General features: G+C 39.6%; 13 protein-coding genes. All 13 read right to left on the bottom strand.

The features are described from left to right. Positions 1-9 precede the first annotated feature (9 nt). Positions 10-1,506: an L-arabinose isomerase gene (gene araA, locus U9K52_RS07165; protein ID WP_322925776.1), complete on the bottom strand. Its 1,497-nt coding sequence runs from the start codon at positions 1,504-1,506 to the stop codon at positions 10-12. Positions 1,507-1,650: 144 nt separating this feature from the next. Next, complete coding sequence (locus U9K52_RS07170; protein WP_100375308.1) at positions 1,651-2,349, bottom strand: L-ribulose-5-phosphate 4-epimerase; 699 nt, start codon at positions 2,347-2,349, stop codon at positions 1,651-1,653. Positions 2,350-2,572: 223 nt separating this feature from the next. Beyond that, on the bottom strand, positions 2,573-4,270 hold the full coding sequence (locus U9K52_RS07175) for a ribulokinase (RefSeq protein WP_322925778.1): 1,698 nt from the start codon (positions 4,268-4,270) through the stop codon (positions 2,573-2,575). A gap of 218 nt (positions 4,271-4,488) precedes the next feature. Further along, positions 4,489-6,471, bottom strand: a complete 1,983-nt coding sequence (locus U9K52_RS07180; RefSeq protein ID WP_322925779.1) for an alpha-L-arabinofuranosidase C-terminal domain-containing protein — start codon at positions 6,469-6,471, stop codon at positions 4,489-4,491. A 167-nt stretch (positions 6,472-6,638) separates the two neighbouring features. Further along, positions 6,639-9,266 (bottom strand): glycoside hydrolase family 3 C-terminal domain-containing protein, encoded by a 2,628-nt coding sequence (locus tag U9K52_RS07185; protein WP_322925780.1) that lies wholly within the window; start codon positions 9,264-9,266, stop codon positions 6,639-6,641. Positions 9,267-9,495: 229 nt separating this feature from the next. Next, the gene (locus U9K52_RS07190) at positions 9,496-10,470 is read right to left on the bottom strand and encodes an aldo/keto reductase (RefSeq protein ID WP_322925781.1); all 975 of its coding nucleotides are present in this window, start codon (positions 10,468-10,470) and stop codon (positions 9,496-9,498) included. An 81-nt stretch (positions 10,471-10,551) separates the two neighbouring features. Next, positions 10,552-11,121, bottom strand: coding sequence for a Crp/Fnr family transcriptional regulator (locus U9K52_RS07195; RefSeq protein WP_322925782.1), 570 nt, complete (start codon positions 11,119-11,121; stop codon positions 10,552-10,554). Between the two features lie 191 nt (positions 11,122-11,312). After that, positions 11,313-14,033, bottom strand: coding sequence for a T9SS type A sorting domain-containing protein (locus U9K52_RS07200; RefSeq protein WP_322925783.1), 2,721 nt, complete (start codon positions 14,031-14,033; stop codon positions 11,313-11,315). A 251-nt stretch (positions 14,034-14,284) separates the two neighbouring features. Next, positions 14,285-16,807 carry a glycosyl hydrolase 115 family protein gene (locus tag U9K52_RS07205; protein ID WP_322925784.1) on the bottom strand — a complete coding sequence of 841 codons (2,523 nt, stop codon included), beginning with the start codon at positions 16,805-16,807 and terminating at the stop codon, positions 14,285-14,287. An 85-nt stretch (positions 16,808-16,892) separates the two neighbouring features. Next, complete coding sequence (locus tag U9K52_RS07210) at positions 16,893-18,836, bottom strand: glycoside hydrolase family 97 protein (RefSeq protein ID WP_322925785.1); 1,944 nt, start codon at positions 18,834-18,836, stop codon at positions 16,893-16,895. A 2-nt stretch (positions 18,837-18,838) separates the two neighbouring features. Next, positions 18,839-20,212 (bottom strand): glycoside hydrolase family 43 protein, encoded by a 1,374-nt coding sequence (locus U9K52_RS07215; protein ID WP_322925786.1) that lies wholly within the window; start codon positions 20,210-20,212, stop codon positions 18,839-18,841. 204 nt (positions 20,213-20,416) lie between these two features. Beyond that, entirely contained in the window at positions 20,417-21,823 is a 1,407-nt protein-coding gene (locus tag U9K52_RS07220; protein ID WP_322925787.1) for a glycoside hydrolase family 43 protein, read from the bottom strand. Between the two features lie 8 nt (positions 21,824-21,831). Further along, complete coding sequence (locus U9K52_RS07225; protein WP_322925788.1) at positions 21,832-23,856, bottom strand: NPCBM/NEW2 domain-containing protein; 2,025 nt, start codon at positions 23,854-23,856, stop codon at positions 21,832-21,834. Between the last annotated feature and the right edge of the window lie 9 nt (positions 23,857-23,865).

Genomic DNA, 23,865 nt, shown 5'->3' on the forward strand with positions numbered 1-23,865 from the left:
TTTGCAAGTTTAACGATAATATATTTCATTCCAGCGAAGTGTATTCTTGAAATCACGGATTTTTGTGTTTTCATCAATTACCAACGATTCAATACCTGCAATCTCAGCAAAATCTTCCAGTTGCTCCGCACTGATATTTTCGCTGTAGCAAGTATGATGCGCGCCACCTGCCAATATCCAGGCTTCAGCAGCGGTATATAAATCAGGAAGTGGTTTCCAAAGCACTCTTGCAACGGGAAGTTTTGGCAATTCTTCGGTGATTTCCAACGCTTTTGTTTTGTTGATTAACAGTCTGAAATGATTTCCAAAATCCATCAACGCAGCATTTAAAGAATCAATATTTCCTCTTGAATTAAATACCAAACGGACAGGATCTGCTTTTCCGCCAATTCCTAACGGATGAATTTCACAAGAAGGTTTGTCAACCGCCAAAACAGGGTCAACTTCAAGCATATGCGAACCTAAAATCGAAGGATTTGAAGGATTTAAATGATACGTATAATCTTCCATAAAAGCATTTCCACCTTCAAGACCTTGACCCATTGTTTTCATTGCACGAACTAATGCAGCGGTTTTCCAGTCGCCTTCACCGGCAAATCCATATCCTTTTTCCATTAATCTCTGAACGGCAATTCCAGGGAGTTGCTCCAAGCCGTGAAGGTCTTCGAAAGTATCAGAGAACCCTTTGAAATTTCCGTCTTTCAGGAATTTTTCCAAACCTAATTCGATTCTTGCGGCAACTTCCAGAGATTTTCTGTTTGAACCTCCGGAAAGAAGAGATTCTGCCATTTTATATGAAGCCTCATATTCTTCAATTAATGTTCTGATTTCACCATCACCAATCGAATTAACAACGCTTACCAAATCCCCGATTCCCCAAGTATTAACCGAAAATCCGAATTTAGTTTCTGCTTCCACTTTATCGCCATCCGTTACGGCTACAAATCTCATATTATCACCAAAACGGGCAAACTTCGCTCCTTGCCAGTCGTCCCAACCAGCCGCAACTCTACTCCATTCTCCGATTTGTTTCTGAACTCTTTCTTCAGCCCAATGTCCTACGACGACTTTTCTGTTTTTGCGAAGACGGCTCACCATAAATCCGAATTCTCTGTCGCCGTGAGCAGCCTGATTCAGGTTCATAAAGTCCATATCCATCGTAGACCACGGAATATCCTGATTGAATTGCGTGTGAAGATGCAACATCGGTTTTTGTAAAGCGGTTAGTCCGCGAATCCACATTTTTGCGGGTGAAAATGTGTGCATCCAGGTTACAATTCCGATACAATCTTTTGCAAAATTGGCAGCGGTAAGTGTTTCAAAAATTTCTTCTATCGTTTTTACCGTTGGTTTTAAAACAACTTTTACAGGAATCTGTGACGAAGCATTGAGCGCTTCCACGATTTTTGCTGAATGCTCGGCAACCTGTGCTAATGTTTCAGGACCGTACAAATGCTGGCTTCCGGTGATGAACCAGATTTCTTTCGTATTGAGAGGTGTTAACATAGTTATAATTGATAAATGATGATTTATAATTAATTTTTATTTTTTCGTTTTTCCATAGGTTTCACCTACGGCTACTGATGTTGAACCCTTCGGGTTCGTAGTCTTTTATTGAACGATGACAATTGCCAAAAGCTAAAAGCCAACTTACTGTCCGTAATAGGCATTTTTGCCGTGTTTCCGTTCGTAATGCTTTTTGATAAGTGAATCTTTTAATCTCGGTGCATTCGGGTTGATTTGTCTTGTGAGATAAGCCATTTCGGCGATAGTTTCGAGAACTTTGCTGTTGTAAACGGCCTTCTCTGCATTTTTACCCCAGGTAAATGGTCCGTGGTTTCCGATGAGCACCATTTCGACTTCTTCATAAGACAAGTTTTTTTCTTTAAAACAATCGAGAATCTGAATTCCGGTATTGTATTCATAATTGCCTTCGATTAAATCATCCCGCATTGGCGGCGCACAAGGAATATCTGTTGTCAGATGGTCTGCGTGGGTCGTCCCAAAAATCGGGATGTCTAATTGTGCCTGTGCCCAGGCTACGGAATAAATAGCGTGTGTATGCGATATTCCACCAATGTTTTCCCAGTTTTTATATAAGTAAGCGTGGGTTTTGGTATCGGAAGACGGTCTTAGATTTCCTTCAACAACATTGGCATCATAATCCAAAATGACAATATCTTCCGGTTTTAATAATTCATAAGGAACACCACTCGGTTTGATAGCAAAAATCCCTTTGTCACGGTCAACCGCGCTTACATTTCCGAACGTATAAACGACCAGCTTCAATGCATCGAGCTGCATATTGGCTTCATAACATTCTCTTTTTAATTCTTTATAGATGCTCATTTTATTTACATATTTGTTGGAAAATCTGTCTTTTAAATTCATAGGTTTCACCTACGGCTATTTATATTGAACCCTTCGGGTTCTCTCCTACGAATCAATCGCGCCTGCTTGGGCAGAACAAAAAAGCGGAGTCCTTTGACAAGGATAAACTACAGACGGATTAAGCTCCCATAATTATTTTAGTTGTTAGTTTTTTGGTTGATGGTTATTAGCTTTAAAATTGCTATAAACTATCAACCGTCAACTTTTTCTTTGATTTGATATTATTTTCGGTAAAATCTGCCAGTAGCTGATATTGCTTCATAAATTCTGCATATTTTTCTACCTTTTCTGTTTGAGGGAAATACTCTGCTTCGAAATCGGAGCCCATTTTCTGACTTGCTTCCTGGACAGTCGGATAAATTCCTGCCGCAACGGCTGCATAAATGGCTGCACCTAAAGCCGGAGCCTGGTCTGAAGCTGCCACTACAATCGGCATATTCAGGACATTAGCCAACGTCTGCATAATGAACGGTGATTTTCTGGCAACACCTCCAATTCCTATTACTTTATTGATTTTAACGCCTTCATCCTCAAACCGATCGACGATTTTCTTGGCTCCAAAACAAATAGCATTCACCAATGCTTTGAAAATATGCGGTGCTTTTGTTCCCAACGAAAGATTGCTGATCGCCATTTTCAGTTCCTGATTGGCATCGGGAGTTCTTCGTCCGTTGATCCAATCCAAGGCCACCGGAACAACTTCTGAAAGTGGAATTTTTTCCGCTTCCAAGGTGAGATTGCGGATAATATTATTTTCTATTTCTTCTTTCAGCAATTGTTTTTGGTTTTCATCAATCACATTGGAATTCATCAGAATATTGTGAGTCGGCCAAGTTAGAATATCTTTATACCACGCAAGAACATCGCCAAATGCAGATTGTCCCGCTTCTAATCCCATCAATCCGGGAATCACTGAACCATCGACCTGTCCGCAAATCCCTTTCACGGTTTTATCGCCGATAAGTTCGTTGGGAGCCACCATAATATCGCAGGTTGATGTTCCCATAATTCTAATCAGCGTATTCTCCTCGACTTTTGCACCAACCGCTCCGGAATGTGCGTCGAAAGTCCCGACAGCAATTACCGTGTTGGTTGTTAAGCCCAATTTTGTTGCCCACTCTTGATTCAGATTTCCTGCAACTTCGTCGGAAGTGTAGGTTTTATTATACAATCTGTCACGAAGTTCTGCCAGCGAAGGATCCAGCTGACCAAGAAAATCTTTGGAAGGAAGACCGTCCCATGACTCGTGCCACATGGCTTTGTGACCCGCAGCGCAACGGCTTCTTTTAAAAGTTGCTAAATCTTGGTTATCGGAAAGTAAAAACGTAAGGTAATCGCAATGTTCCATCCAGCTGTATGCCGCATTTTTTACGGTTTCATCTTCTCTGTTGATGTGAAGAATTTTAGCCCAAAACCATTCAGAAGAATAGATCCCGCCTTCAAATTTTGTGTAATCTTCGCCACCCCAGTTTCTCGCCAGATGATTGATTTCTTCAGCTTCGTTAATTGAAGTATGATCTTTCCACAACACCATCATTGCATTCGGATTTTCTGAAAACTCAGGTAAAAGGGATAGTGCGACCCCTTCTTTATTTACGGGAAGCGGTGAAGAGCCTGTCGTATCAATACAAATGCTAACAATATTTTCAGGCGTAATGCCACTTTCTTTTACAACGGTTGAAATGGTTTTTTCCAATCCTTCGATATGGTCGAGCGGATGCTGACGAAATTGATTTTCTTCCGGCTTACAGAATTTTCCTTCTTTCCATCTTTTGTAATAGCTTACGGAAGTCGCCAATTCTGCCCCATTTTCCGTATTAATCAAAACGGCTCGAACAGAGTCTGTTCCGTAGTCTAAGCCGATAACGTATTTTTTCATTAACGAAAGTGATTTATTTGATTATTTGTTTTAGCTCTTTTTAAAATAACAGATGCAATGGATTACATTATGCAAAGATCTTTCACTAAGTTTTAATTTACCTTAAAGAATTCTTCAGTTTTCTATTTAAGAGATAAAACAAATATAAGATTCTATTTTAAATAAATGTAATATTTACACTTAATTTTAAATTTTACTTTATCCATGGTGTTTCACAGCTATTTCATTTTCAAAATAACCAAAGAATTTGCCGGAATTTCAACAGAAATTTTTCCTCTTTTAATGGTCTGCGTTTCTTCTTTTGGCGAAATGGTTTCTGACTGGAAATTATTTTCATCTGAAAGTCCTGTAGAAGTCAGTACAATTTTTGTGAGTTGACTGCCTATTTTAATATTTTTTGAGTTAATTTCAACCGAAGTTTCCTTTGGATTTGAATTGACTATTTTAATGATTATTTCTCCTTTTTTAAGATCACGAACTGCCGATGCATAGAGATTATTCTCCCCTTTCAATGACTTTCCGTTTTCGGATATTTTAATTAAATCAGTTCCTTTATTATTTGAAAATAATTTCTGAACGTAATAATTCGGAGTTGCGTAAGATTTTAAATTATTAAACCAGATCAAATCCGGCGTCCATTGCCATCCTTCTGCGTGGGCAAAAAGCGGTGCGTAGGAAGTCATTGTCACAACATCTGCATTGCGCTCCAGTCCGGTCATAAAAGCAGCTTCCGAAAGTGCGGTAAGCCAATTGTTTTTGTTATCAGGTTTTACAACGCCAACCGATTGAGCTGCATATTCACCGGCGAACACTTTGGGTCCCGAACGGTCGTACTTATCATATCTTCCGGCATTTTCCATAAACCATTCCGGGGAATTATAGTAATGCTCGTCAACGATCTGAGCATTGAGTTTTTTAAGCTCTTTCCAGCCATAATCGAAAAATTCTCCGTCAGGTGACGGTCCGCTTCCGGAAATGATTTTGATATCTGGATATTTGGTGTGAATGGCTTTTTCAAAAACTTTATAACGTTCTATATAATCTGCCCCCCACTGCTCATTTCCAACACCAATGAATTTCATATTAAAAGGTTTCGGATGTCCCATTTCAGCACGAATTTTCCCCCATTTCGTACTGGAATCACCGTTTGCAAACTCTATCAAATCCAAAGCGTCCTGAACATATGGATCTAAATCTTCCATTTTTACGAGTTCGGCAGTATTGAATTGGCACGCCATTCCGCAGCTTAAAATAGGAAGTGGCTCTGCGCCTAAATCCTCCGCCAATTGGAAATATTCAAAAAATCCAAGCCCGAAAGACTGCCAGTAGTCCGGCGTTAGGCGGTGCGCAAATCCATTGTTCCATTTGTTGATGAGATTTTCGCGGTCTTCTACTTTACCAATTGTTTTTTTCCATTGGTAGCGTTCTGCCAACGTTCTTCCTTCGACGATACAGCCACCCGGAAAACGTAAAAATCCCGGCTGCAAATCATATAATTTCTGAACTAAATCTTTTCTCATCCCGCCTTTTCTTCCTTTCCATGTGTCTTGCGGAAACAGTGAAATCATATCCATATTTACGATGCCTTTCCCGGTAAAAGTGATATGGAGTTTTGCTTTTTCAACGGTTTTGGAAGGTGTGAAAACAGTATTATATTTTTGCCAGCCTCCACCTTTTATGATGGTAGAAACTGAAGAAATTACTTTTCCATTTTCATCAATCAGGCTTGCGTTGACCGCAGAAATATTTCCTGAAACATTTTCGAGATTAAAGCTTAAATCGTATTTCTCACCCTGATGCAAACCAATTCCCCTGAACCCTTCGTTCTCAAGCGAATAATTTTTATCATTCCAAACCGTGATTCTTGCGTAGTTTTTATTGGTTTTGGATTTATCGGTGATTATCGTCAGAAAGCCGGAATCTAAATTAGGAGACAATGTCTTTGTGTTGGGCTGTTTCCAGCCAGTCAACGGTTCATCGAATTCGAAGCTGCGATTTTTAATGAGTTCCGCATACAAGCCACCATCTGCCGCAAAGTTGATGTCTTCAAAGAAGATTCCGTACATCGTTGGTTGGATTTTGATATTAGTGGAAGCCCCGTCTAAATCAAGGAAATGCTTTTTTACATTTCCGTTTTGCGCTGAAAAGAGGGCGACGCTTAAAGAAAATGCGGTGGCGAATATTTTGGATTTTGTTTTCATTTACTAATTTTATTTTGGAGGACTTAGATAGAACTCCTATGGAGTTCCGCTTGACCTTAAATCATAATTTCTACACAGATGGCGCTCCTACGGAGCGGAAGTGCGCTTTTTTGATTTCAAGTAATTAATTTCAGAATATAATTCCACGATTATTTTTTCATCAAAAATTATTTAACTTGTAATTTTAGATTTTTCAAACCTGACTCATCAGAAGTTCCGCCGTAGAAAATCGTATAATTTCCTGCTTTTGGAGCCAGATCATCTACCTTTTCATCATAAAATTTAAATGAATCCTGAGAAATAGTAAGCTGAACATTCTTGGTTTCACCAGCTTTAATCAAGATTCTTTCGAAAGCTCTCAAAGTCTTTACAGGAGCTGAAGCATCATTATTTCTTTTCACATACACTTCAATCACTTCTTCTCCATCTACCTTTGAAATATTCTTAACAGGAATTATAATGTTTAAATTTTCATTCCTATTGATGATATTTTTACTCAATTTAGCATCACCATAATTAAATTTTGAATAACTCAACCCGTGTCCGAAAGCGTACAAAGGTTTTTCGGTCATATAACGGTAAGTTCTTCCCTGCATATCGTAATTCTCAAAGCCCTGATGTTTGCTGGTTTTAGACAAATTATTGTCGAGCTGTTCCAGATTTTTGTAGAATGTGATTGGCAATTTTCCGGACGGATTGTAATCTCCTGCCAAAACGTCCGCAACTGCAGTTCCGCTGGATTGTCCGCCATACCATGCGTTCAGTAATGCATCATAATATTTTTCGTCTTGTTCTAATCCCAATGAACTTCCCGTACAAAGCACGAAAACGACAGGTTTTCCGGTTTTTCTTAATTCAGCGAGCAATTCACGCTGAACTTTCGGAAGATCAATGGAAGTTTTATCACCACCTTTGAAACCTTCTGCATTCACCATCATTTCTTCGCCTTCCAGACTTGGAGAAAGTCCGCCTGCGAAAACGATAACATCTGCATCTTTCACTTTTTCCCTAACCGCAGCAAAATTTACAGGGTCTTTTCTGTAAACATCGAAAGTGATGCTCACATATTTTCCTTTTTGGGTGTGGCGTAACTCGATCTGATATTCTTTGCCTTTTTCCATTTTCACAGGAAATTCTGAAGGATGTCTCGCATCGGGACCTTTTCTGGTTGCGATTTCTTTTCCGTCAACGAAAAGTGTGTAAACATCAGATGTTGAAGGTGAAAGAATAACATCACCAGTGTAAGGACTTTTGAAAATACCGGAAATAATCGCCGAAGTATTTTCCCTTCCGACATTCGGGGCAAGCTGGGTTCCGCCGAAACTGTTGTAGTTGATCCCTGCTTTATTAACTGAAATATTAGCCGGAGTACCTTTGAATTCATTATTGTTGAAAAATGCTACTTTCATTCCTTTTTCGCCTTTTTTCTGACTTAAAAAGTTTTGGTAAAGCGAAGTTCTGGACGATGGATCGGCCACTTCGGTTCCCTTTTCATAAATGATTTCAGCGTTTGGAAATTTGGTTTTAATTCCATCCAAAATAGTAACAATTGAAGAAGGTGTTCCGTTGTAATTTCCCAGCTGCATTAGTCCGTCATCAGCATTTGGACCGACAACCGCGATTCTTTTGATGTTTTTATTTAAAGGCAAAACATTATTCTCATTTTTCATCAGCACAATTGATTTTTGCGCCATTTTTAAAGCCTGCTTTTTATGTTCTTCAGAATCCACAACAGAATATGGAATTGAGTTCCAGTGAACGGAAGATTTAGGATCAAGCATTCCCAACTCAAACCAGCCTTTCAGAATTCTTCTCATCGAAATATCGAGGTCTTTTTCGGTGATTAATCCGCTTGCTAAAGATTTATTTAAATTATTATACGTGTCACCACACTCCAAATCTGTCGAATGTTTCAAGGCATCTGCAGCGGTAGTTTTTTCGTCAGGATGTGTTCCGTGGTATTGTTTCTGATAGAAATCTGCCAACGCCCAGCAATCTGAAACGACCATTCCATCGTAGTTCCATTTTCCGCGAAGAATTTCTGTCAGCAAAGTATTATTGGCGCAACACGGCTGTCCGTCAAAAGCGTTATAAGCGCACATCACTTCTCTCACATTTCCTTCCAACACCAATGCTTTGAAAGCCGGAAGATAGGTTTCGTACAAATCTCGTTTGGAAACTTCGGCATTGTAGGAATGACGGTTCCATTCCGGGCCGCTGTGAACGGCGAAGTGTTTGGCGCAGGCGTGGGTCTTGAAATATTTCGGATCATTTCCCTGTAAGCCTTTTACCGCAGCAACGCCTAAAACGGAAGTCAGATACGGATCTTCACCATAGGTTTCCTGGCCTCTTCCCCATCTCGGATCACGGAAAATATTGATGTTCGGCGTCCAGAATGTCAAACCTTCGTAACGGCCTGTTTTCTGGGATTCATCGAAAGACTTATTGTATTTGGCACGGGCTTCATCGGAAATCATTTCAAAAGTTTTGAGATGTTCCGGAACATCCCAAGTTGCCGCCATTCCGATTGCCTGTGGAAAAACGGTAGCCGTTCCTGCTCTTGCTACGCCGTGAAGCGCTTCATTCCACCAGCCGTAACCGGGGATATCCAATCTGGGAACTGCTTTGGAATTGTCCATCATCATCCCGATTTTTTCTTCCACCGTTAATAATCCGAGAAGATTTTCGATTCTCTGATCGACCGGAAGTTTGGGGTTTTGAAAAGGATATTTGAAATTCTGTGCAGATGAGACAGCGCAGATGAAGATTGATATATTTAACAGAATCTTTTTCATGGAATTTTTTTTAATTCTTTTTGTTAAATCATAACCCATTTAGATTATCATTAATAATTTGATAAGAAAAACAAATATAAGATTCTATTTTAAATAAATGTAATATTCACACTTAATTTATTGAAATTAGTTCATTTCATCGCCATCAGCATACATAAAAAAGAAACCCAACAGAATCGATGGGTTTTTAATTTATTACAAATGTAATTTCGATAAAATTCAAAATCTTCTATTTCCTTTCTGCAGAATCCCGCATATATGCAGGATATCTTTCGCCCACAATTTTAATAGTTGCCAAAGCAGAATTTATTTCTTTCAATTCTTCATTTGAAAGTGAGATGCCTGTTGCACTAATATTCTCCTGTAAGCGATGTAATTTTGATGTTCCCGGAATTGGGACAATAAAAGATTTTTGAGCAAGCAACCAACTTAATGCAATTTGTGCAGGTGTTGCGTTTTTGCCTGTCGCAATCGATACAACCAAATCCACCAAAGCTTGATTGGCTTCTCTGTTTTCTCTACTGAAACGTGGCAGCATATTTCGGGTATCCTCTTTAGCTAATTCAACATCAGCGTTGATTGTTCCCGTCAGAAAGCCTTTGCCTAAAGGGCTGAAAGGGACAAAACCAATTCCTAACTCTTCCAATACAGGAATGATTTCTTTTTCAGGTTCACGATAAAACATCGAATACTCGCTTTGCAAAGCCGTGACGCACAGAACAGAATTTGCTTTACGAATGGTTTCTGCATTGGCTTCCGACAATCCGAAATGTTTTACTTTTCCTTGCTGTATCAAATCTTTTACGGTTCCTGCAACGTCTTCAATCGGAACATCCGGATCGGGTCTATGCTGATAAAACAAATCAATGACATCGGTTCTCAATCTTTTCAAAGAAGCTTCTGCAACTGCTTTTATGGTTTCCGGGCGACTGTCTAAACCGAATTTCACATTACCATCTTTAAAACCAAACTTTGTTGCAATGACAACTTCATTTCTTAACGGTTTGAGTGCTTCGCCAACTAAAATCTCGTTTTCGCCGTAACCCTGAGCCGTATCGAAAAAAGTGATTCCGTTTTCAACTGCCGAACGAATCAGTTGTATGCTTTCATCCTTTGCCGGTGCATTTGGGAAACTTAATCCCATACAGCCAAAACCCAATTCTGAGACTTCTAATCCGCTCTTGCCTAATTTTCGTGTATTCATTATTTTTTGATTTAAAATTTAACACATCAAAGTTGGTTCAAAGAAAAATGAATGGATTTGTCATTTGGCAAAAAAGTGACTTTAACGGATATTTTTTCTTATTCTGCTCAATGAAGACTGGGTAATCCCAAGATAAGAAGCGATGTATGATAAAGGAACACGGTTGACCAAGGTTGGAAATTTCTGAATAAAATCAAGATAGCGTTCAGTTCCATCCTGTGAGACCAATTCACTTCTCCGAACGATCTTCTCACTGTGATGTTTGGTAATTATTTTCTGAATAATATGGTCCCAATTTATTATTGTCTGGGAGATTTCTTTCCAGTCCTGTCTTGAAAAAACAACCAGCTTGCAGTCTGTAATGGCCGACAAATATTCTGAAGGCATATAAATTTCGTCAATTGTATTTCCTGACAAAATCAAATGTTTTTCGTCAATGAAATATCGCGTAATTTCTTCGCCTTTATTGTTGTAATAAAAAACCCTAATGATACCATCTTTAAGGAACCCAATCTGTTTAACTGTTTTTCCGGCTTCCCAGAAAAACTCATCTTTGTGGAGTTCGATTTCACGGGCTTTACTTTTTATAAAATCCAGCTGTTGACTGTTCAGATTATCAAATTGCAGGATATAATCAAAAAATTTTTCCATTTTATAAAATTACAAATTGTTAACTGACGGTTATTTGCCATTTGACAAAAATTAGAACTTAAGATTGCTAACCAATCGAATTTTAAATAAAAAATCTATTAACTGATTTGTAATGTATGTTTTAACCTTTAAAGCAATAGGCTGTTTCAGAAATGAGACAGCCTATGGGATAAAATTAATTGATACAGAGCTTACTGCCTTATAAATTTATGCGTAAAGACCTTATTGTTTTCATCAGATAATTCAATAAAATAGACTCCTGAAGTAAGTGCTGAAACATCAATCCTGTTTTTACCTGAAGTCATTTTCAGACCTGATCTTATCAAACTTCCTTTTGAGTCATAAATAGAAGCCGTCGAATTACTGGATCTCAGTTCTATAAAGATTTCTGTTTTTGCAGGATTAGGATATATTTTAGACTGATTTAATTCTGTCTCTTTTGCCAAAAGCACTGAGAAATTTAACGGAAGAATATTGGCAGCATATGTATTTTCTTCACTCACGTAAGCTCTGAAAGGATTAATCATCGGTTCGCTGCCTGCTGCAACTTTATAAAATCCTGTTAGTCCGTTTTCTGTTTTTAAAACATAAGCATTGGCAGGAACTTTAATTGTATGATAAACACCATTCATCTGGCTGACAGTGATTGCTTTCGGGGTAGAGACATTTCCCGTACCGGTAAATGTAACGTTTCCTGTAGCGTTTACAAGCACCGGAGTATTGGCAGGAATAATTCCGTTAGAAACCGGAGTGCAGGAAATGGCCGTTATTCCGGGTGATATCAGATATACATTCACGCCGGAAGGAATATTGGCTTCGAAAGGCATCAACAGTATATCATAACCATTAAATACCCTGCTGTAGGAAGCTGCTCCTGCTGTGAAATTAAATGGTACCTGAAAATCTTTTCCTGAATCTGAAAGAACAAGGTTTGAACAATTTGTCCCCGAAATGACATTGTTAGCGGTAGAATTTACATTTGAATTCACATAAAATATATTGTTTGAATTAACGCTTAAAGGCTGCCAGTTGGTGGCGGTGATTCCTGAAACTGTTCTGAAATCCAAAGATGTATAATATCCGTTTTCCAGCGCATCCATCATATTGCTGTCGCTGTCCGAATACGTGCCGTTAAACTTTGATGCAATTTCATTTCCCACATTAAAATAAACATCTCCCAAATTCAGCGTAAGTACAGAACTGTAGTTTGAATTTCTAAGTCCTAAAACGCCTTTGCATCCGTCCGTAAGAACCTGTCTTGAAATATCTAAAGTGATATCAAAGTTTCCGCCCGAAGGAAAATTAATTCTTCCATAATTATAGGATTTGGCCATTCCCTGACTGTTAATGTAGTATAAAGTCGTATTATCTGAATAGCTCTGTCCTGCCGTTGTATAACTGTTAACATGCAATATCAGTTTATTAAACCGGTCATTCAGCTGAAGATAACCATTGGAAGCGGTCATATTATTACTGAACAAAGGGCTTGGATTGGAGAAAGTAACGGTTGTGTTGCTGATGTTAAATGCTGTTCCGAAAGCTGAATTTGTTGCTGTCTGCGTTTCTATTTTGTTGTAACGAATATTTCCTCCTGTCATTGAAGAAACAGGCCTGTCGGCGCTTTTGTTAAAAACGAAAGTCATTACGCTGGACGGAGTTATTTCCACTCCCGGCCGGAAAGTCTGGGTACTGAATGAAACCGGAGTTGTAAGCATATCAGACGAAGAATTCGTTAATATTTTTGTTCCTGAAGTCGTATAAAAAGGCAGATCCACTTTAAGATTATAAGTGTTTGATGAAGGATTAATGACCATTAGAACCACCTGATTCCCGTCTGAAGAAATGTAGGAAGACCCTTGAAGCGCACCCGTACTGTCTCCCCAGGTTGCTGCAATACGCGTTTTTCCTGTTGCATATTTGGCAAAGTGAGAAAGAATATATCCTCTTTTCGTTATTACTCCTGCCGCAGTTCCGTTGGTACCGTCTCCCATCAGTCCGTAATATCTTTTGGAAGCGTAATGAATCCAGGCATTGATATTCCCCAACATCGAATTATTGATACTTGAAGCGAAGTTGAAAGCATCCAGATTCCAGTTAAAATCGCGCGGCGTCTGACTTCCTGAATTCCAGTTGATGAGATATTCCGTCTGCCATATTTCTTTATTATAATTCTGAAATTGCTTGTAAGCAGACTGCATCAATCCGTACTGATGTCCACCGTACACTTCAAAATTAGCCATTGTAGCGGTATTCAGCATAGCGTTGGCAAAATTATCAGTAAAACCTACACTTTCCGGAGCAATCACCTTACAGTTGATGAGATGACCGTAATCTTTTACGAAAGTCGCAATTTGCGTCGGAGTCCAGATGCATCCCTGGTATTGTGCCATTTCATCAGGTTCATTCTGAATGGAAATATAGTCCAGATCCACACCGTTAGACTGAAGATAAGTTACGAAACTATTGAGATATAAAGCATAATCCTGATAGTTTTCCGGTTTTAAATAACCAATTTGTTGTACGCCGTTTGCATCGGTATACACTGCATTTACGTGATTGTTGGTTTTCCATGCTGCGGGCATCGTCCACGGACTTGCGAAAATGGTTAAACCCATTGATTTTGCAAGCTGTGCAGTAGGTAATACCACATTCCAGTTATTGCTGTCTTCAGGAATATATAATCGCATAATGTTATATCCCGCTGTACTTCCCGATCCCCAAAGTGTTTGGATTTCAGATGTTGACATATGATTATACGCAAACTGAGGGCTGCAGACAAATCCACCAAAACCTTTTATATTCTGGTAGGTAATATTTTTATCGATCTTAACAGTGGTTAGCTGTCCGTAACACAAGCTGCTAAAAAGCATGCACAGCGCATGAATAGTAAAAAGGCTGACTAGTTTTTTCATAATGTTTTAGTTTTAATTTTGTGATGTTCAGGTATAAAGTTTTGGGCAAAGAATCCCCTTCAAGACAGTCTGATTAAAAAAACCGCCAAGAAAGATCTCCTGAAATGATTCAGGCAACCATTATAAATAAAGTAATATCAGGTCTTTTGCTGTTATCTTTTCATTTTGATAAAACAATATTTAAATGAAATTGAGATTAGAGATAATTATTTCATAGGCATATTTGATAGTGGTTACTATTTTTTGAAATTTCATTGAAGGATTTCGCTTTCGGGTGCACCCAGATAAGAAGGTTTTAAACCTCCGGTATTGATCATGATCTTTTCCAGAACAATTCCCGGTTCCAGAACACGGAATCGTAATCTATGCTTTCCGGGCTGTGAAATAAGATGTTTTGTAGCTGATTTAATAATGTGTTCTGACTGCCATCTTCCCAGTTCTCCTTTATAATGACCGTTGAAATTAACCACCTGCGGAGCCTGTCCGTCGAAAGAAATTTCGTAACGCAACCCTTTATTATGATTAAAATTCAATGTCGGAGCCAGTAATAACTGAACCTCAAATTCCCCTTTGGATTCAAAGTTAATATCATATTCAAGATATATATTTTCATCAGCTTTTGGGTAAGCATTTTGAGGAAAAGTTGTTACTCCAGATTTGGTTTTTCCGAAATTAGGAATCACTTCCCAATGGATCCGGTCTGAATTATTCAATCCTGAAAAATTTTCGGCTTCCATCGAAATGTAGCCATTCTTCTCCTGAAAGACTTTTTCTTTTGAAGCATTATCGTCATAAACATATGTTACTTCAGGCATGATGTTTTCTTTGCTATCATTCCATGATTTGTAACCAATACGCATCTGATCCATCATATGCTGCCATTTTCCGCCGGCAATCTCAGTATTGTATTTACGATCCAGATAAGCATTTCTTTCAAAACATTCTTTTACCCTGTCTGCATAATAATTTGCCTGCAAATCATATTTTGCGGCCAGTTGCCTGTTTTTGGCAACAGCATAGTACATTTCATACAAATTGCTGCAGGCATCAATCGGGTACAAAACCAGCTGGTAATAAGCATCCTGATATTCTTCGGGAATTTTTTCTTTTAATCGTAAAGCATCGATTGCCAAAGCTCTGTACTCATTCAGAACCCTTTCAAATTCATAATAATTTTCCAGGCTGTAGGTTTTGCTGTCCAGTGTTTCCGGCGTTACTCTGCGGTTGTATTTTGCATACAGGTTGATCATCCTTGCAATTTCCTTAGCATATTTTTCGCCGAACTGTTGTGCAGACCAATTTTCGGTATATTCCAAAAGGTTTTTTGAATTAAACTGTTTCGGATTCCAGGCCATTTCCATGAAAAAACTGATTGGGAATTCCATGGGTTTCAAATCTCCTACATTTACGACCCAGAGCTTATCTACTTTATGTTCATAAGAAAGATTCATCTGCTCCCAAACCCGCTGGATGGGACTGATATTGATCCATTTTGAATTTCTAGGCCCTCCCACATAATCAAAGTGATAATACATTCCGTAGCCGCCTTTATGCAGAGGTTTCGAAAGGTCCGGAAGCTTTCTTACATTGCCCCAGTTGTCATCACAGAATAAAAGGATGACATCATCCGGAACTCGCATTCCTTTATCGTAATAATCCTGCACTTCTTTGTATAATGCCCACACCTGTGGTGTTTTTTCCGCTTTTTTCCCGGTAACATCTGTAATAATTTTCCGCTGATCTTTTACGATTTTTTCCAACAGAGTAATATTCGTTCCCTCTCCCATGGCTTCATCGCCGTCGCCACGCATTCCCACCGTTACAAGTCTTTCCCAGTTATTACTTCTTTCAATCCCCGATTTCCAGAATTTCCGTAAAACTTCACTGTTTTTATTATAATCCCACACGTTTGGAAGATTATTTTTTTTGATATACCGATGCCAGTCGGTTTGTGCCAAAGCCATCGGTTCGTGGTGTGAAGTTCCCATAATAATTCCCATTTCATTTGCCAGCGGTCCGTTCAACACATCATCGTCATAAAATGCTTTTCCCCACATGGCAGGCCAGATGTAATTGCCTTTTAAACGCAGGATCAGTTCAAAAACTTTCTCATAAAATTTAGAGTTGAATCCGCCAAAAGTAGCTCTCGCCCAGCCTCCAAGTGAAGGTTCTTCATCATTCAGGAAAATCCCGCGGTATTCCACAGCCGGCTCTCCATCGGTATAGATTCCTTTTTTAAAATAGATATTTTCTTTTACCTCAACCGGAACATCTGCCCAGTAATACCACGGCGAAACCCCGATCTGCCGGGACATTTCGTAAATTCCGTAAATCGTTCCGCGCTTGTCGCTTCCGGCAATTACGATGGCTTCGGAAATTCCCGGATATGGATTGCTTACATTTTGGATAATGTATTTTTCTTTCTTTCCTGTTAATAATTTTCCGTCAATTTTTTTTTGCCTGATTAAATCATCAATTATCGATTTTGTTCCTGCTGTCCCAATGATAATCAAAGGTGATTGCTGTGCGGAAAGCTGATTCAGCAAATTCGGCTCGGCTCCGGACACTTTTTGGAAATCGGATTGCAGACTTTTAACAGCCCTGAGAATTCCTTTGTCGATTCCCGGATTGGTAAAAATCGAAAATCCTGAATTTTTCTCTTTTAAAACAATGGTTTCAGAATTTTTTTCCGTGGTGATGAATGGCTGTGCTGCTTTGATGTGCAGGCAGAATCCGAATAGCATGACCAGAATATAGAATTTTATATGCTTCATATTTTTTATTTTCTTTTTGCTAAACCATAGGTTTTACCTACGGCTATTGATATTGAACCCTTCGGGTTCTCTTTGATTTCAAAATCTAATTTCTTAAAACAAAACCTCCATTAGGCTGGATTTCTATCGTGAAATCACCGTTTTTATTAACTTTGATTTCTTTTTCGGAAGAATTTTCCTGAGCATCATCATTGATTAATTTCACTGTTTTTCCTGCGAACATCGGAAGTCTGATCTTTAATTTCTTAGCCGTTTTTTCTGCATTTATTCCGGCAATATACCATTGATCCTGATGTCGTCTCCCTATCACAGCATATTTTCCGGGATACCCATCTATGAAAACCGTTTCGTCCCAAAGCGTGGGAATGTCTTTCATAAAATCCAGCTGGAATTTCGGGGCATCCGTCAGGTTATTCGGCATTACGGCGAACATCTGAACAGGATTCTGGAATAATACTGCTGTTGCCAGCTGAAAACCGTCTGTGGTATATCTTTTATTTTTATCCTTATTGGATTTTGTTAAAAACTTGTTGAGGAAAGTCCCCCCAAATTCCATGCTTCCGACCGTGTTTCTGATAAACGGATGTAACGAAGCGAAAAAAGCTTCCTGTTTACGCACATCTTCAGAAAAATACAGCATTTCGGATGCTAAAACGGCTTCGCTTCCGGCATAATTCGGGTACATGACTTCCCAGCCTCTCGGTAAGGTAGTTCCGTGGAAAATAATCGTTAAACCAAAATCATTCGCATCCGAGAGAATATCTTCATAAAGACGCATGGTTTCCTGCTTATCGCCGCCGAAGAAATCGACTTTTAATCCTTTTACGCCAACTTCCTTCAGCCATTTCATCTCTTTTTTGCGTTCAACGGAGGAACTCATTTTATTTCTCGGTCCCATTGGTGCATCATTGGCCGCGCCATTGGAATTGTACCAAAGCATAACCCCAACATTTTTGGATTTTGCATACTGAATGAGTTCCTTCATCTGGTCTTTGCCGATGTTTTTGTCCCAAAGCGCATCCATAAGGATATATTGGAAGTTTAATTCAGCAGCAAGATCAATGAATTTCACCTGATCATCATAATTCATACTGTTATCCTGCCAAAGAATCCAGCTCCAGGTAGATTTTCCGAACTGATATTTCCGGAAGGATTCATACATCGGTTTCACTACATCAAACGGAACCGTAGTTTCTACAATCGGTTGTAAAGATGCACCAACGGTAATGGTTCTCCATGGTGTTGATCCGGGCAGGGAAATGGCTGCCCCCGTACTTCCGAATCCGTTGTTTTCAGCCATATTGGGATAAGCAACTTTATACAGACTCTTTTCAGAAGTCGTTTCCAGATGAGAGGCACAGTATAAACTGTTCACACCTGTTTCCGAAAGCAATATCCAGCCGTTATTTCCGAGGTGAAATAATCCCGGGAAAACATATCCGTAATCAGCTTTGGCTCCGAGTTCCGCATCTGCTTTATACCCGCTTTCATAGCTTGGCGCCGTACGGGCAAACCCGGTCATCGGCTTCATCATGGGAGAAAGAAAGGTAGTGGTCTGAACGGGAAACCGGTAACCGGTAACTTCTGATTGTACAACTGCGCTCAGGCAGCCTTTCATCGGTAAAAGATGATATCGGAATGCGATATTATTATTGCTTACCTGAAATTCAATACTGATGCTGAACTGATCTGCATTGGTGAAATTAACTGTTAATGTATTGGCTTTATAATCGACCTGTGATTTTTTAATTTTTTCGTTGGTATACGTTTTTGAAACCTGATCTTTTTTACTGTCGGTGAATTTTAAATTTTGAGAAAAATCAGATTCATTGGTGATTAAACCCAGCGGAGATTTCTCCAGCATAACTTTTTCCTGATACGATATATTGTACAGAGCTTTTCCGTTTTCTGAAAAGACATTCAGCCTCAGTTTCCCATCGGGACTGATAGCCTCTGCAACCTGGGCAAAAACTGAAATTCCGCTCAACAGGCATAATAGTAGTGATACGTAAGATATTATTTTAATCATAATCATTTATTTTCAAGAAAAGTCCAGTAATCGAAAAACATGACATCCTTTGCTGCTTTTCCGTTAAATACAAAATATACATCGTGAATACCGGTCATTTTTTCTTTTAATTCTGTTTTCACGGTTTCCCAACGGTCATCCCCGCCGGTCAAGGGAACTTTTATTGTGGCTACTACCGGTCCGGTAACACTGTCCAGATGAACATCCATCGTTACCTCGCTGTTGTGTGTGGTTCCTACTCTTGCGGAAAATACTTTGGCACCATTTTTTCCAAAATCCACATTTTTCACACTGGTGTAAGCACCGCTTTTTTTGGCTTTAATAAAAACACCGGCTTCTTTGTTCTGATACGACTTTACATTTTCAGACCATGCGATGGTTTCCGCCTGATTAAAGCTGTAAGGATTTACTGTTGCGGTGGCTTTGGTAATTCCGTTGGTCATTGTAAATGGTGAAATAGAACCATCTTTGTTGAATTCCAGTTCCTGAACGCTGACAGAACGTGTAAATCCGCTCCCGCCCTGCAAAGCACCATTATGATAGAAGAAATATGTTTTTCCTTTAAAATCTATGACTCCGGGATGGTTGGTAAATGATTTTCCTTCGGCAGGCATAATAACTCCACCGTATTTCCATGGTCCCTGTGGATTTTTACTTGTAGAATATCCTATGAATTCGGGAAGCGGACCACCCGGCCAGAAAAGGTAATATAAATTTTTCTTTTTATACAGCCAAGGCCCTTCCTCATATTTTGAGGGTCTTTCGGGATTGGGTTTTCCGTCTCTTTTTCCGAATGATTCTTCGGTCATGGGTACTTCAATAATATTTCCTGAGTAGGAAATCATATCTTCATTTAATTTAACATATTTCAGTTTCGGATTTCCCCAATACATATAGGCTTGACCGTCATCATCAACGAAAACGGTGGGATCAATATCACCCCATTCGCTCTGCACCAGCGGTTTTCCCAACGGATCATGAAACGGCCCGAACGGACTGTCGCCAACGGCAACACCAATCGCTCCTTTATTGTTGGTTTTAGACCACATCGGAACATACATAAAGAATTTGCCGTTCCTTTCCACGCACTGAGCAGCCCATGCATCTCGTTTTGCCCATTCAAAATCGTTATATGAAAGAATGGTTCCGTGGTCGGTCCAGTTTACCATATCATTGGTGGAATAAACTTTCCAGTCATTCATGGTAAACCATGTTGAATCGTCTTCATCATGCGTGGTATAAACATAGAGCCTTCCATTGTAAACCATAGGAGCCGGATCTGCGGTGTAGTTGGTCTGTATGATAGGATTCTGGGCAGAAACTGCTCCTGAAATCATTAAAAACAAACCCAATATAGATTGTATCGTATTTTTCATATTTTTATTTGTAGCTGTTGTTCAGACATCATTTAAGAATGAACTTATCTTTTATATCTATCTAAAATTTTACAAAGTCTATCCACAAAGTTTTTTGCACATGAACACATTAGGTTTTAGTTCCAACTTTGCGCATATTTCAGATCACAAGATTTTTTATGTTTGAAAATTTCATATTCGTCATTGATACTTTGTGGTAGCGCTCTATTTTTTCTTAAAGCTCCAATAATCGAAATTAAATAGCTTTCTTCCTGCCGTAATATTTTTCCCCTGAAATACAAAATAGACATCGTGAACACCGGAAACCTTTTCTGAAATTTTTGATGATATTGTTTTAAAGTCTTCCCAGCCACCGGTTCTTGGAATATCAATTGACGCTATCTTTGGTCCTTTTACCTCATCAAGATGGACTTCTAAAATTCCGCCGTCCACGCCTGCAGCTACTGAAGCTGAAAATTCTGTAGCGCCAGTTCCGAAATCCACTGCACGGACTTTCATAAATCCGCCCACTCTGGTATCGGAAACAAAAACTCCGGTTTTTTTATTTTCTGAAGTGCTGCATTTTTCCGACCAGGCCATGGTTTCCGCCTCATTTCTTTTGTAAGGATCTAATGTTCCGACAGGGCTTACTCCTTCACTAGTCATTTTTATTTTTGGAATATTTCCATCTGCATTGTATTTAAATTCTTCAACAGCAGTAGAGCGTCCGTAACTTCCGCCGTTTGGTAAAAGTCCGGTATGGTAAAACAAGTAGGATTTCCCTTTAAAATCGATAATTCCGCCGTGATTGGTAAAGCTGTTTGTGGGCTGATCGGTCATAATTTTCCCCTGATATTTCCATGGCCCGGTTGGTGATTCGCTGGTTGCATATGATAAACACTCCGTTTTTCCGGTCATACCTGCATACATCATATAATATTGATTGTTTCTTTTGTACAGCCACGGACCTTCTACATAAACATCATCAAACTTTTCCTGTTTTTGTAAAACCTCATCACTTCTTCCGGGACGTCTCAATCCGCCGAAAGATTCCGCCGATTGTGGAATTTCTGTAATTTTCCCGGCATAAGAAATCATATCCTTATTTAGTTTAGCATAAAATAATTTGCTGTTTCCCCAATAGAGATAAGCCTGTCCGTCATCATCAATAAAAACGGTAGGATCGATATTATCCCATGTTCCGGTTGAAATCAATGGTTTTCCGATTGCATCCTCAAAAGGACCGACAGGACTATCCGAAACAGCAACACCAATCGCCATATTATTATCAACAGTTTGAGCACAGATATACCAGTAAAATTTACCATTTCGTTCGATGCATTGTGCTGCCCAGGCTCTGTCCCTCGCCCAGCTGAAGGATTCTAAAGAAATGGGAACACCATGATCCGTCCAGTTTACCATGTCATCAGTTGAATGAACCCGCCATTTGGTCATCGTATAAAAATCAAATCCAAGCTGATCGTCTCCCGTGTACACATACAGTTTGTTTTTATACACCATTGGTGCCGGATCGGGTGTAAAATGCGTCTGAACAACCGGATTCTGAGCAAAAATAGCAGTGGTTGCCAACAGAAAAGGTAATGTAATATATTTTAAATTTCGATGAATCATAGTTATTATTATTTTGTTGGAATAAATTTATAGTACGCAACGCCGTGCGCGGGAATATCCAATGAAAGGCTTTCTTTATCCGTATTGATGTCTGCGATGTTTTTCTGTCTCCAGAGATCTCTTACAGTCTGAGTTCCTGAAATTCCTAATTTTTTGAAATCTTTATATGGCAACTTTACTTTTTCCCTTCCGAAATTGGCGAAAGCGACAGCCTTTCCTCCGTCTTCCAGTTCTTTTACATAAATTCTGAGTTCGCCGATGGTATGTAAGCAAACACCTTGTTTTCCCAAAGCATCCTGATTAACGGCAATCACCTCATCGTTTGTCAGAAGGTTTAAGGTAAAATCATCCAGTTTTTCGAGATCACAGCCAATCAGCAATGGTGCCGAAAAAATACTCCAAAGGCTGATGTGGAGGTATTGTTCATCCGGTTTTAAACGGCTCTGGTGCGGATTACCCCAACCCACTACACCCACCACCAGCATATCGGGATCGTTCCAGTTACCGGGTTTTGCGTAAGAAGCAGCTTTCTCCTGAGCCAATGCAATATTTTTCACGCTTGCCCAGGTGTCCGTTATATCGTTGGTAGTACGCCATGACTGAGCATGAACTTCATCACCCCATTTCCAGACATCACCCATTCCGTATTGGCAAAGATTGTATACGATATCTCTAGGCTGTTGTTTCAGCAAATTTCCCATTAACCGAAAAGGTCTTACGCCTTTCTCAGGATCACCGCCGCCCTGAAAAGCAAGAGAAGTAACTTTATTGGCATCATTACCCGGTAACCCGTCAATGACACCGCCGTAGCTGCACCAGTCGTATTTCAGGTAATCGACACCCCATTTTGCATAACTTTCGGCATCCTGCTTTTCATAGCTGTAGCTTCCTGCACATCCTCCGCAGGTCCATGGTCCGGGAGAAGAATAAATTCCCATTTTCAGTCCTTTTCCGTGAATATAATCGCCCAGATTTTTCATATCCGGAAATTTGGAATTGGTTAAAATATAACCGTTTTCATCGCGCATCTTTCCTTGAAACAAAGGGTCTTTTCCGTCTCTGTTAAATTGCCACGAATCATCGATATTGATGTAATTCCAGCCGTGGTTTACCAATCCTGTTTTAACCAAAGCATCGGCAGCACGTTTCACTTTGTCGGCAGAAACTTCGTGTCCGAAACAGTTCCAGCTGTTCCAGCCCATCGTTGGGGTAAGTGCAATTCTGTCCCCTGCTTCTATTCTTAATTTTTTTGAGACTGAACCTTTTGCATTTTTTGCAGATAATTCTACTTCATACGTTCCTTTCGAATCTATTTTTCCGGTAATGATTCCCGTTTCGGGATCCAGCTTTAATCCTTCGGGAAGCTTTTTTGCAGAGAAAATCATTGGCCGGTCCCCTGTTGCTGCAATTCTGAAAAGGAAAGGCGAACCAGGACGAACACCATAAACACCTGCTGAGTTGATACGGGGCGTTGCTGGAGGTTTTGGAGTTAAAATATAAGGTTCCGAAGCAATCGGATTGAATGTTTCCAAAGTAGCAATTCCGTTGGTTTCGAATTTTGCATTGACCCAGTCTGCGTGATCATAATAAGGACCATTTCCGCCATCCGTTACTACAAGTTCGAGCAGCTTTATTCCTTTTAAAGATACTGAAACGGGTTTTGCCTTATCGCCCAAATGCATGATTCCGCTGGACCAAAGCTTTTTGTTGTCTCCGTAAATTTCAAATTCCACGGCAGGATCATGGCCTTTCATTTCATCATCTAATCCCACTAATGCTGAAAACTTGTGGGCTTTACCATTCAATTTTATCAATAAAGAACTTTCGGCGTGAGTGCCGAAACCCCTGTCGAATGTCTCTCCGGCAATCGTCAGTTTTTTTCCGTCCACCGAAGTATTGATGCCCGGTTTTCCGTTTCCCTGTGTAGCAACGCTGAGATCGAGCTTATCCAGCCAGACTACTGACTGAGATTTGTAAATATTGACCGACAATAAAAAGGTTACTGCTGTAAGGAGTATTGTATTCTTCAACATTATTTTAGA

This window comes from Chryseobacterium sp. MHB01 (assembly GCF_034651565.1).
GTDB lineage: Bacteria > Bacteroidota > Bacteroidia > Flavobacteriales > Weeksellaceae > Chryseobacterium > Chryseobacterium nepalense.

Coding starts and splice junctions, on each gene's coding strand:
- araA (WP_322925776.1), bottom strand. CDS start 1,506: ATGTTAACACCTCTCAATACGAAAGAAATCTGGTTCATCACCGGAAGC.
- U9K52_RS07170 (WP_100375308.1), bottom strand. CDS start 2,349: ATGAGCATCTATAAAGAATTAAAAAGAGAATGTTATGAAGCCAATATG.
- U9K52_RS07175 (WP_322925778.1), bottom strand. CDS start 4,270: ATGAAAAAATACGTTATCGGCTTAGACTACGGAACAGACTCTGTTCGA.
- U9K52_RS07180 (WP_322925779.1), bottom strand. CDS start 6,471: ATGAAAACAAAATCCAAAATATTCGCCACCGCATTTTCTTTAAGCGTC.
- U9K52_RS07185 (WP_322925780.1), bottom strand. CDS start 9,266: ATGAAAAAGATTCTGTTAAATATATCAATCTTCATCTGCGCTGTCTCA.
- U9K52_RS07190 (WP_322925781.1), bottom strand. CDS start 10,470: ATGAATACACGAAAATTAGGCAAGAGCGGATTAGAAGTCTCAGAATTG.
- U9K52_RS07195 (WP_322925782.1), bottom strand. CDS start 11,121: ATGGAAAAATTTTTTGATTATATCCTGCAATTTGATAATCTGAACAGT.
- U9K52_RS07200 (WP_322925783.1), bottom strand. CDS start 14,033: ATGAAAAAACTAGTCAGCCTTTTTACTATTCATGCGCTGTGCATGCTT.
- U9K52_RS07205 (WP_322925784.1), bottom strand. CDS start 16,807: ATGAAGCATATAAAATTCTATATTCTGGTCATGCTATTCGGATTCTGC.
- U9K52_RS07210 (WP_322925785.1), bottom strand. CDS start 18,836: ATGATTAAAATAATATCTTACGTATCACTACTATTATGCCTGTTGAGC.
- U9K52_RS07215 (WP_322925786.1), bottom strand. CDS start 20,212: ATGAAAAATACGATACAATCTATATTGGGTTTGTTTTTAATGATTTCA.
- U9K52_RS07220 (WP_322925787.1), bottom strand. CDS start 21,823: ATGATTCATCGAAATTTAAAATATATTACATTACCTTTTCTGTTGGCA.
- U9K52_RS07225 (WP_322925788.1), bottom strand. CDS start 23,856: ATGTTGAAGAATACAATACTCCTTACAGCAGTAACCTTTTTATTGTCG.